Below are 10,334 nucleotides of genomic sequence, written 5' to 3' on the forward strand. Positions count from 1 at the left end.
GGCCGACGACATGACGGCGGGCGCCGTGGAGGCCGTGGTCGGGCGCCTCGACAAGGCGCTGAAAGCCCGGGACCCGGACGTGACGCGGGTGTTCATCGAGATCCAGGCCAAGCCGGAGGCCCCCCGGGCGGCGGCGTGAGCCGCACGGATTCCGGGCGGTCCCCCTCTCCCCGCCTGCGGGGAGAGGGCCGCGCCGACCCCGTCGTCGGCGCGGCGAGGCGGCAGCCGAGGGTGAGGGGGCGCGCCGGAGGAGTCTCGTCCGGCCAAGCCCCCTCACCGCCGCTGCGGCCTCGCCTTCGCTTCCCGCAGGCGGGGAGAGGGGAACCCCGCACCACGTCCGGTTTCCTGGATTGCTGCGCTTGCAATGCCGGCACGGAGAAAGTCAGCCCGCCCGTCCGACCTGTTCCAGGCTGACGCGCCACAGGCGGTCCTGCACGGCCTCGTCGCGGCTCTCGGCGGAGGAGGTCTTCTCCTGCGAGGCCGAAAAATAGCGCCCGGTCACGCCGTCGAGCTCCGGCGCCGTGGCGACGTGGAGGGAGGTGCGGGCGCCCCGTTCGGGGCTGATGAGGAAGGGCCGGATGAGGCTCCAGGCCGTGCCGAACAGGCCGCCCGTGTTCTTGGCGAAGCCCGTATCCACGACGCCGGGGTGCAGGCAGTTGGCGGTGATCCCCCGCCCGGCGAGGCGCCGGGCCAGGGCGGCGGTGAACAGCACGTTGCCGAGCTTGGCCTGGGAATAGGCCCGCATCGGCCGGAAGCGCCGGGCGCCGCCGAGGTCGTCGAAATCGATATGGCCGCGCGTGTGGGCCGCCGAGGCGACGTTGACGATCCGCGGCCTGCCTCCCGCCTCCGCCGACGCCGACAGGCTGTCGAGGAGTTCGAGGGTCATCAGCACGTAGCCGAGATGGTCGAGCGCCCAGGTGCGCTCGATCCCATCGACGGTGGTCTCCCGCCGGTCGAATATCGCGCCGGCGTTGTTCACGAGCAGGTCGAGCCGGGGGGCCGCCGCACGGATCTCGGCGGCCACCCGGCGGATCTCCCCCTGCGAGGACAGGTCCGCCCGGTAGGTGTCCACCTGCGCCTCCGGCGCGGCGGCGCGGATCCTGTCCGCGCAGCCGGCCAGCTTGGCCCCATCGCGGCCGACGAGCCCGACCCGCGCCCCCATGCGCGCGAGGCCGAGCGCCGTCTCGTAGCCGATGCCGCCGGTCGCCCCCGTGACGAGGCAGACCTTGCCGCGCATGGCGTTCAGAACACCACCTGCCCGACGGCGAAGGCGATGACGACGATCACGATGGCGACGATCAGGAACAGGCCGAACAGGATGCGCGCCAGCGAACCCGCGCCCGAGGCGATGCCGGTGAAGCCGAGGCCGCCCGCGATCAGCGAGATCACGAAGCAGATCAGGGCCCATTTCAGAAGGGTCATAGCCGTTCTCCGGTGGCCCGTGCGCGGGGCGCCGGGCGAGATGCAATCGCTGCCTCAACCGGCGGGCAAGCGCGACCGTTCCGTCCCGGCGGCCCTGTCCGGAGCCTTTATTCTCAGGCGGTGCGGGTCACCGGCTGCGCCGCCACGTCGGCGCGCTCCAGCATGATCTCGGCGAGGGTGTGGTAGAGCCCGCCCCGGCAGACCGCCTTCGAGGCGGCGTCCGAGATCAGCGCCGCCACCATCAGCGGGATCATCAGGGCGTGGTTCTGGGTCATCTCGGTGACGATGACGAAGCTGGTGATCGGCGCCTGGAGCACCCCCGTCAGGTAGGCCACCATCCCCACGAGGACGAAGGCCCCCACCGGCACCTCCGGCAGGAGGGGGTGGAGCACGCCCCCCAGGCCCGCCCCCACCGCCAGGGACGGCGCGAACAGGCCGCCGGGGATGCCGCTCACCGAGCTCAGCACCGTGGCGACGAACTTGAGGGGCGCGAAGGCGAGGCTCGCCGGGGTGTCCCCGTGCAGGATGGCCCGGGCCTCCTCGTAGCCGGTGCCGTAGACCGTCCCGCCCGAGGCGAGCCCGCACAGGGCGACGGCGAGCCCGCAGGCCGCCGCGAACAGGATCGGCCGGGCGGCGACCAGCCGTCCCGCCCGCCCCGGCAGGCCCCGGGCGAACAGGATCACCAGCCGGCTGAACACCCCGCCCGCGACGCCCCCGAGCACCGCGATCAGCGGCACGATCCAGCCCGCGGCCAGGGGCAGGGCGGCCTGGGTGGTGCCGAAATAGGTGTAATTGCCCATGAGCCACAGGGAGGTCAGGCCCGCGGCCACGATCCCCGCCACGATCAGGCCGGAGGAGCGCGCCTCGTAGGCCCGGCCCAGCTCCTCGATGCCGAAGACGATGCCGGCCAGCGGCGTGTTGAATGCGGCGGCCACGCCCGCCGCCCCGCCCGCGAGCAGCAGGCCGGGCAGCCGGTCCGGCGTCAGGCGGCCGAAGGCGGCCATGATCACCGCGCCCACCTGCACCGTCGGCCCCTCGCGCCCCGCCGAAGCGCCGCAGAGCAGGCCGAGGAACAGCACGATCACCTTGCCGAAGCCGACCCGGAGCGAGATCAGCCCCTGGCGGAACCGCGCCTCGCGGGCGTGCCGGGCGGCGATCACCTGGGGGATGCCCGAGCCTTGCGAGTTCGGAAACACGGTCCGGGCCAGGAGCGCCGCCAGGGCGAAGCCCGCCGGGGTCAGCACCAGGGCGATGAACGGCGAGGGGGCGGTGATCGCCTTGAAGCCCTCCTGCGCGAGGTCGGCCCCCTTGGCCATCACCACCGCCGCGAGCCCGACGCAGATGCCCCCCGCCAGGAACAGCAGCCGCGCGCGCCAGAGGGGATAGGCGTCCATCGAGGCGGAGCGGAGCCGGGCGATCGAACGGCCGTAGCGGGAGCGGGTCGGGCGCCCCGCATCCGTCCTCGTCTCCGAGCCCTCAGGCATCCCTGGCATCGCGACCCTTCGCCTCCGTGGCCCGCACCGGCTTAGCGGGGAGTGAGGTGGAGCGCGAGGGGATGAACGGCGCAAGGCGGGCGTTCCGTGCGCCACGCCCTCCCCCCCCGCTGCGGGGGAGGGGAAGCGGGGGGGTCACCCCTCCGCCTCGCACAGCCGCTCGACGGTCTTCACATAGGATTTCGCGTCGAACTTCTTCAGCGAGTTCTCGCTCTGGTAGCGCACGGTGCCGAACACCTTGCGCTTCTGCCAGGGCCGGTCGTGCAGGCCGAAGATCCAGGCGACGTTGGTGAAGGAGTTGGCGTCGCGCCCGTCGAGGAAGTAGCGGTTGTTGAGCCGCAGGGTGCGCGCGAACGCCTCCTTGGGCGAGGGCGACCAGTCCAGGATCTTCTTGCCCCAGTACATCCGCAGCTGGTTGTGCATGTAGCCGGTCTCGCGCATCTCGCGCATGGCCGCGTTCCAGTAGAGGTCGTGGGTCTCCCCGGCGGCGAGCTGCGCCTCGGTGTAGAGGTGCGGGCGCTCGTCGTCGGCGTGCTCGGCGAGCGTCTTGCGCGCCCAGTCGGGGAGCGCCGTCTCGTAGTCGTCGTAGCCCTTCGTGTAGAACACGTGGTTCATGGCGAGTTCGCGCCGGACGATCAGCTCCTCCAGGTAGGCGCCCCGGTCGTCGCCGTCGCCGGCCTTGGCCTCCTGGACGGCGAGGGCGATCTCCACGGGGGAGATCTGGCCGAAATGCAGGTAGGGGCTCATGTGCGAGGCCGCCGCCGCCTCGGGCTTGTTGCGCCCGGCGCCGTAGCCCCCGAACCCGTCCTTCAGGAACGCCTTCAGCCGCTTGCGCGCCTCGCCCTCGCCGCCGACGAAGCGCTTCACCGGCCCCACCTCCCGGTCGAGGCTCATGCCGGCCAGGACCTTCTCCGGGTCGGAGACGTCGATCTCGCTCCGCAGGTCGAGGCCGTCCGCCTTGTGCCGGACCGGGCGGGCCTTCAGGTCCGCGATGAACGGCTCCCAGAGCCGGTGCAGCTTCGGGCGGAGCGTCCGGGCAGCGAATTCGTGCTTGGTCGAGGCGGTCTCGACGGGCACCACCACGTCGCCCTCGACCTGGACGATCCGGCCCTTCACCTTCTTGCCGATCTCGGCGTACCAGCCCTTCTGGATGGCGAGGTAGCCCCGGTCGAGCACGAGGAGCGCCGCCCGCCCGGCGAGGTCGATGGCGACCTGCGCCGGGGACGCCTTGCGCATCACGAAGGCGATGCCGCGCTTCTCCAGCCCCGCCTTGGCCTCGGCCAGCCCCTGGAGCAGGAAGGCGTAGTGCCGGGCGTTGGCCTCCGGGAAGCCGCTCTTGCCGTCGAGCAGGCCGAAGCAGGCCACCACCGGCAGCTTCAGGCGGTTCGCCTCCTCGATGGCGTATTCCAGGGCGGGGTTGAACCGCGCCCGGTTGGCCTGCTGAAGCAGGTAGAGGACGTAGGCCCCCTTCTCGTCCGGCTCCACGTCGTGGAGCACCCGGATCCGCTCGCCCTGTATCGCCACGCCACCGTCCCCCGACGCGATTCGCCTCCCGCCGAGCTAGGGCGCGGAGGGGGGAAGGGGACGGGTGCCGGGCGATGGCCCGTGCGGCAAAACAACGGCCGGCACCGGAACGGAGCCCAAGAGGTTCCCCAGGGTTCCAGGGATCAGCCGTTCGCCGCGCCGGGTCGGGGAGACTATCGCCGCCGGGGCCGCACCTGTGCCCCACGTCCTTCCCCCGGTCCCGCAGCATTGGCGCCCCACGTCGGCAGCATTCGCGCCCCGCGATTGCGCTGCGGCATTTTCAGCACGCCCTGTCGCCAAACGGACTCTGCACCGCGCCCGGCGCGAATTCATCGCTGGTGAGGCCTTGTCATCGGCGGCGACTGCGCTCAATTTTGCAATGCGGGATGGCGATGGCGTCGTCCTCCCGCTGCCCTCTTTGGGCGTTTCCTCCCTAGACTTCGGGCCGCTCCTTCGGGGGTGGCCTTTTTCTTTTGGGCCTCAGCGCGAGGGCGCGCCGCCGCCCCGCCGGGCCGCGGCGAGGGAGGCCGCCCGGCCCGCCGCCTCGTAGAGGTTCAGCCGGGAATAGACGCCGAACTCCGAACCGTCGTCGAGGAAGCCGCCGCCGGGGCCCTGGGTCTCGGTGAGGATCCGGTTCGCCTCGGCGAGGGACAGCTCGGGGAAGGCCGCCGTGAGCAGGTGCCCGGCCTCGGGGGCCAGGGCGGCCACGTCCTCGGCCCTGCCCGCGGTCCCGGGGTGGACGACCGGCAGGCCGTAGGTCTGGGTGGAGGCGACGAAGGCCGCGTTGGCCGCCGCATCCCTGAACCGGCCCGTATCCTCCGCGGCGCAGGCGGCGATGTCCGCGCCGCAGGCCTCGGCCACGAAGGCGTCCATCTCGGCGCGGGCCGCCTTCACCGCGGCCGGGTAGTCGGCCAGGGCGACGGTCTTGCCCGTGTCGGCGCTGCCGTGGTCGAGGACGGCCGGGTTGGTGCGGATCTGCCCGACATAGGCCGGGTCGTTGGCCAGCAGGTGGGCCAGGGCGTGGAGGGAGGTCGCCCGGCCGCCGATCACGTCCATGGCGTAATGCGCGCCGACGACGATCCGGTCGTTGCCGTACTCCGCGGCGCGAACCACCATCTGCCGGTAGCGGGCGGGCACGAGGATCGCGAGGATCATCGATTGGGTGGTGCCGTAGGTGGTGTGGCCGCTGGGGAATGAGGGGCTGTTCACGAGGTCCTGGTTCGGCCCGCGCAGCCAGTCGAGGCTGTGCGACGGGGCGCCGAAATAATCCTGTCCCCGGTAGGCCGTGAGGGCGGGCAGGGTCTGGAACGGGCGGGCGTTGCCGAAGGCGTCCGAGCCGGGGGTGCCGGCGGGGCGGCCGTAGGCCTTGCCGAACACGTCCTGGACGGCCCCGCCCCCGAAGAGGGCCGCTGCCTCCTCCGAGACGGGCGTCTTCCCATCCAGCGTGCCATTGGCGAAGGCGTACTTGCCGGCGTTCGAGTCCGACTTCGTGATGGTGTTGGTGTAGCCGATCAGCCGTGCGAGGGCCGGCGTGACGCTGGTGAAGGACCTGGCGTCGGCGTAGCGCGCCTTGGCCTGGTAGGCGGCGCCGATCCGGCTGCCGAGGCCGTCGGCGAGCTGGGTCGCGTTGCCGTCGGTGATGAAGCAGTCCTTCAGCGCCAGCAGGCGCTGCGCGGGGAACGGCAGCAGGAGCGGCTGGCCGGCGGCGCCGGCCTGGATGGCGCCGGTCACCGTCAGGTTCGCGTCGAGGGCCGCCTTGCCCTCGGGCGTCCCGAGCAGGCGGGCCACCGGGGCGAGCCCGCGCAGGGCGCTCAGGTTGGCGGGGGACTGCGCGAGGGCCGGGGCCGGCGCGAGGCACAGGGCGGCGAGCCCGAGGGCGGTGACGTGCTTCAAGCCGGTCTCTCCGATGTGGTCCGCGGCCTCGGCTGCCCGCGTGACCGGTCGATGACGCCCACCCGTCTCCCGGGCAGGCCGGGCCTCAGCCCCGCGCCCGGGCGCGGATCATGAAGTTGTCGTAGGTGTATTCCGCCACCTGGAACCACAGGTACTCCTCGTTGCGGAACACCCGCAGGGCCTCGTAGACCCGGCGGAAGTCGGCGTTCTTGGCCGCGACCTCGGCATAGACCTCGTTGGCGTTCTTGAGGGCGGCCTCCATCACCTCCTGCGGGAAGGGGCGCAGCTGCGCCCCCGCGGCCACGAGGCGCCGCAGGGCCCGTGGGTTGCGGGCGTCGTACTTGGCCTGGACCTCCGTGGCGACCTGGGCGCAGGCCGCCCGCAGGATCGCCTGATAGGCCTTCGGCAGGGCCTTCCACTTCTCGGCGTTGATCCAGACATGGAGCATCGCCCCGCCCTCCCAGAAGCCGGGATAATGGTAGACGGGGGCGACCTTCTGCAGGCCGAGGCGCTCGTCGTCGTAGGGGCCGATCCACTCGGCCGCGTCGATCTTCTTGGCCTCCAGGGCGGCGTAGAGCTCGGGGCCGGGGGTCGCCTGCGGCTGCACCCCGAACTTGGTCAGCACCTGCCCGCCCAGGCCGCCGATGCGGAACTTGAGGCCCTGGAGGTCGGCCAGGGTCTTGATCTCCTTGCGGAACCAGCCGCCCATCTGCGCGCCGGTGTTGCCGCCGGGCAGGCAGACGAGGCCGGCCTTGGCGAAGACCTCGGCGAACAGCTCGCTCGCCCCGCCCGCGTGCCACCACGCCTCCTGGCCCCGGGCGTTGAGGCCGAAGGGGATCGCGGTGGCCAGCGCGAAGGTCGGGTCCTTGCCGACAGCGAGGGCGGCGGGGCCGTGCCCCATCTCGACGGTGCCCGCGGCCACCGCGTCGAGCAGCCCCTCGGCGGGCACCGGCTCGCCGGGCCCCTGGACCTGGATCTGGAAGCGCCCGTCGCTCGCCTCGGCGACGATCCGGCTGAGCGTCTCGGGGGCGCCGAACAGGATGTCGAGGGTCTTGGCGTAGGCGGAGGACAGCCGCCAGCGCAGCTCCGGCGCGGCCTGGGCCACGGCCGGCGCCGCCAGCGGGGCGGCGAGCGCCGCGCCGAGACCGGTCGCGAGGAGGCTGCGCCGGGCCGGGGAGGCGGGGCGGAGCGGGGCGGGGGAGTCGTCCGAAGGCATCTCGTCCGGGGGTTATGGTCCGTGCGGCAGGGAATCGCCGGGGCAGGTAGCACGCCCGGCCCGCGTCCCGAAACGGATCACCGGCCGGGAGGGTCTCGGGTGCGGCTCGAACCGTGCGGGCGAAGGGTGGAGGCATCGACCTTGGCCGGCGTATAGACTTCGTCATCACCGCGGGAGGGCGCCATGCCGAGAGTCGCCGTCTTCACGATGAAGCTCGAAGCCGGGCTTCGCGATGCCGTCATGGCCGAGGCCGAGGCGTCCCATCGGCCCGCCTCACAGGCGGTCCGCGCGCTGATGCGGGAGTTCATCCCCCGCCAGCGCGAGGGGCGGGAGCATGCGGCGTTCCTCGAACGGAAGGTCGCGGCGGCCCGGGCCTCGGCCCGCGACGGGCAGGGCCGGTCCCATGGGGCGGTCGAGGCCGCGTTCGCCGCCCGCCGCGCCCGGCCCGCCGACCAGACGTGAGGGTCGGTCTGGCCCCCGGAGGCCGAGCGCGACCGCGCGGCGACCTGGGAGTACCTCGTCACCCGCAATCCGGCCCTGCGCGTCGACCGGTTGATCGGCGAGGCGGTGTCCAGGCTCGCGGAATTCCCCTTGCCCGGGCCCGAGGGGCAGGTCGCCGGCCCCCGGCAGTTGAACCCGCACCGCAGCGACCGCGTCGTCTACCAGATCGCGGAGGACACCGTCTGGATCCTGGTCGTGATCCACACGGCGCGCCTCTGGCCGCCATTGCACGAAGAGGGACCCCCATGCCGCCGTCAGACCCCGCCCTCACCCTCCACACAGTCTGCGGCCTGGAAGAGCTGTCGGGCCACGGCGAGGCGGGGGTGAGCCACGTCCTGTCGCTCCTCGACCCCGGCACGCCCGAGCCCACCGCCTTCGAGGGCTACGGCGTCCACCGCCGCACCACCCTGCGCTTCCACGATTGCCTCGGCCCCGGCACCGACCGGCACGGCGCCACGCTGGTCCCCCCGGAGCCGGCCGACGTCGCGGCGATCCTCGCCTTCGGGCAGGACCTCGACGCCGCCGCCCATGTGCTGGTCCACTGCCATTACGGGCTGTCGCGCTCCACCGCCGCCCTGCTGATGCTGTTCGCGCAAGGGGAGCCGGGGACGGATGCCCGGGCGCTGGTCGAGCGCCTGCACGCCCTGCGCGAGCCGGCTTGGCCCAATGCGCGGATGATCGGCTTCGCCGACGCGGCGCTGGGGCGGGGCGGGGCGCTCAGCGAGGCGGTGCGGGGGCTGCACGGGCTGCAACTGCGGGTGCGCCCGCATCTGGCGGACCTGCTGCGGGGGCTCGGGCGGGGGGAGGAGGTCGAGGCGGCGCTTCGCTGACCGGCAGGGCTCCGCCCTGCACCCGCCAAAGGGCGTGCCCTTCGGGAACCCTCTACTTGCCCGCGGGGGTGAAGCTGCCGTCCTTCCAGACGTAGAGGACGTAGCCCTGGGCGGTGACGTCACCCTTGGAATCGAAGCCCACCGTGCCGAGGACGAGGTCGAACCGCTCGGTGTGCAGCGCCTGGGAGATGGGCCGGGCCTCGGTGGAATGGGCGAAGTTGCCCGCCGCCACCAGGGCCTGCAGCGCGGCGTAGCCGTAGATGGTCGAGCCGGTCGGGTCGATGCCCTGCGCCTTGAAGCCCTTCACCACCCCGGCCGCCGCCGGCTGGCGGCTCGGGTCGAGGTAGAAGGTCATCAGCACGCCGTTGCTCGCCGGCCCGGCCACCTTGGCGAAGTCCGGCGTGGCGATGGCCGAGGTGCCGAACCATTGCGGGCGGTAGCCCCGGTCGGCGGCGATCTTCACCAGCCGGCCCATCTCGGCGGCGTCGCCGCCGTAATAGACCACCTCGATCCCCGCGGCCTTGAGCCGGTCGGCCAGGGCCTCGTCGTCCTTCTCGGCGGGCTGGAAGGACAGGAACAGCGCCTCGTTGACGCCGATGCGGTTGAGGTTGTCCTTGGTGGCGGCGGCGAGCAGCCGGGCGGAGGCGGTCTGGTCCTGCAGCAGGGCGATCTTGCGGTCACGGAACCGCTCGGCCAGCACCGCGGCGGAGAGCCGGGCCTGGTCGTCGTCACGGCCGCACACGCGAAAGATCGTCGGCAGGCCCCGGTCGGTCAGCTTGGCCGCGACGGAGGCGGCGGTGATCATGACGATGCCGTTGGCGGCGTAGAGGTCCGAGGCGGCGATCGAGGCGTTCGAGCAGACATGCCCGACCACGAGGCGCACGTTCGAGCGGACGAAGTGGTTGGCCACCGCCGTGGCGGAGTTGGAATCGCAGGCGTCGTCCTGCACGTCGAGCACCACGGGCTGTCCGTCGAGGCCACCCATGGCGTTGGCCTCCCGGGCCGCCGCCTCGACGCCGCGGAGCACCTGCTCCCCCACGGCCACGTAGGGGCCGGAGCGGGGCACGGCCACGCCCACCGTCACGTCGGCGCGGACGGGTCCGGCGAGGGCGAGGCACAGGCTCGAAACGAGCGACGCGGCGGCAAGGGGCCCGCGGGCGGGGACGGCACGTCCGGCTTTCATCGGGCTTTGCTCGGCACCCTCTTCCCAGGCTGCGGGCGGGTTACCCGGCTCCTCGTCCGGTCCGCCATCCGCAGCCCATACGCGAGGTGATGCCAGAACGCGATTTCTTTTCCGTATCTCGTCCCTACCGCGCGTAGCTGTAGACGGCGGCGGCGGAGGCGACGGGCCCTGCGACGGTGGAGAAGACGCCGAGGACCTTCTGGACCTCGGTGAAGGGGGCGTTGGAGACGTAGAGCAGGTCGCGGTTGCGCATGCGGAAGGCCTGGGAGGTG

The 10,334-nt window shown here is 72.8% G+C and carries 9 protein-coding genes and 2 pseudogenes; 3 read left to right on the forward strand and 8 right to left on the reverse strand.

Going from position 1 to position 10,334, the window contains the following annotated elements; all coding sequences use genetic code 11:
* Positions 1-382: 382 nt before the first annotated feature.
* The 6 genes from MKK53_RS04020 to MKK53_RS04045 form a co-directional block, all read right to left on the reverse strand.
* On the reverse strand, positions 383-1,237 hold the full coding sequence (locus MKK53_RS04020) for an SDR family oxidoreductase (protein ID WP_243927060.1): 855 nt from the start codon (positions 1,235-1,237) through the stop codon (positions 383-385).
* Positions 1,238-1,242: 5 nt separating this feature from the next.
* Positions 1,243-1,422, reverse strand: a complete 180-nt coding sequence (locus MKK53_RS04025; RefSeq protein WP_238247486.1) for a DUF1328 domain-containing protein — start codon at positions 1,420-1,422, stop codon at positions 1,243-1,245.
* A 113-nt stretch (positions 1,423-1,535) separates the two neighbouring features.
* Positions 1,536-2,906 carry a chloride channel protein gene (locus MKK53_RS04030; protein ID WP_409564266.1) on the reverse strand — a complete coding sequence of 457 codons (1,371 nt, stop codon included), beginning with the start codon at positions 2,904-2,906 and terminating at the stop codon, positions 1,536-1,538.
* 144 nt (positions 2,907-3,050) lie between these two features.
* On the reverse strand, positions 3,051-4,439 hold the full coding sequence (locus MKK53_RS04035; RefSeq protein WP_243927063.1) for a deoxyribodipyrimidine photo-lyase: 1,389 nt from the start codon (positions 4,437-4,439) through the stop codon (positions 3,051-3,053).
* Positions 4,440-4,919: 480 nt separating this feature from the next.
* Positions 4,920-6,332: a phosphatase PAP2 family protein gene (locus MKK53_RS04040; protein ID WP_243927065.1), complete on the reverse strand. Its 1,413-nt coding sequence runs from the start codon at positions 6,330-6,332 to the stop codon at positions 4,920-4,922.
* Positions 6,333-6,417: 85 nt separating this feature from the next.
* On the reverse strand, positions 6,418-7,548 hold the full coding sequence (locus MKK53_RS04045) for a TRAP transporter substrate-binding protein (RefSeq protein ID WP_243927067.1): 1,131 nt from the start codon (positions 7,546-7,548) through the stop codon (positions 6,418-6,420).
* A 183-nt stretch (positions 7,549-7,731) separates the two neighbouring features.
* Here MKK53_RS04045 and MKK53_RS04050 point away from each other — a divergent pair, with 183 nt between their 5' ends.
* The 3 genes and pseudogenes from MKK53_RS04050 to MKK53_RS04060 all read left to right on the forward strand — a co-directional run bounded on the left by MKK53_RS04050 (position 7,732) and on the right by MKK53_RS04060 (position 8,879).
* Positions 7,732-8,010: an antitoxin of toxin-antitoxin stability system gene (locus MKK53_RS04050; RefSeq protein WP_243927069.1), complete on the forward strand. Its 279-nt coding sequence runs from the start codon at positions 7,732-7,734 to the stop codon at positions 8,008-8,010.
* 69 nt (positions 8,011-8,079) lie between these two features.
* A pseudogene (locus MKK53_RS04055) lies at positions 8,080-8,376 on the forward strand (type II toxin-antitoxin system RelE/ParE family toxin); the annotation flags it as partial.
* A complete protein-coding gene (locus MKK53_RS04060) occupies positions 8,295-8,879 on the forward strand; it encodes a tyrosine phosphatase family protein (protein ID WP_243927071.1) in 585 nt (194 codons plus the stop codon). The pseudogene MKK53_RS04055 and the gene MKK53_RS04060, both read left to right, overlap by 82 nt.
* A gap of 52 nt (positions 8,880-8,931) precedes the next feature.
* On the opposite strand, the gene MKK53_RS04065 is transcribed toward MKK53_RS04060, so the two are convergent.
* Complete coding sequence (locus tag MKK53_RS04065; RefSeq protein ID WP_243927072.1) at positions 8,932-10,062, reverse strand: branched-chain amino acid ABC transporter substrate-binding protein; 1,131 nt, start codon at positions 10,060-10,062, stop codon at positions 8,932-8,934.
* Between the two features lie 124 nt (positions 10,063-10,186).
* Positions 10,187-10,334 (reverse strand): annotated as a pseudogene (locus tag MKK53_RS04070) (sugar transporter); the annotation flags it as partial.

The sequence above is a fragment of the Methylobacterium sp. J-076 genome, assembly GCF_022829405.1.
In the GTDB taxonomy this organism is placed as follows: Bacteria; Pseudomonadota; Alphaproteobacteria; order Rhizobiales; family Beijerinckiaceae; genus Methylobacterium.

Excerpts from the sequence above, each read along its gene's own strand:
- MKK53_RS04020 (WP_243927060.1), bottom strand. The coding sequence starts at position 1,237 with ATGCGCGGCAAGGTCTGCCTCGTCACGGGGGCGACCGGCGGCATCGGC.
- MKK53_RS04025 (WP_238247486.1), bottom strand. The coding sequence starts at position 1,422 with ATGACCCTTCTGAAATGGGCCCTGATCTGCTTCGTGATCTCGCTGATC.
- MKK53_RS04030 (WP_409564266.1), bottom strand. The coding sequence starts at position 2,906 with ATGCCTGAGGGCTCGGAGACGAGGACGGATGCGGGGCGCCCGACCCGC.
- MKK53_RS04045 (WP_243927067.1), bottom strand. The coding sequence starts at position 7,548 with ATGCCTTCGGACGACTCCCCCGCCCCGCTCCGCCCCGCCTCCCCGGCC.
- MKK53_RS04050 (WP_243927069.1), top strand. The coding sequence starts at position 7,732 with ATGCCGAGAGTCGCCGTCTTCACGATGAAGCTCGAAGCCGGGCTTCGC.
- MKK53_RS04060 (WP_243927071.1), top strand. The coding sequence starts at position 8,295 with ATGCCGCCGTCAGACCCCGCCCTCACCCTCCACACAGTCTGCGGCCTG.
- MKK53_RS04065 (WP_243927072.1), bottom strand. The coding sequence starts at position 10,062 with ATGAAAGCCGGACGTGCCGTCCCCGCCCGCGGGCCCCTTGCCGCCGCG.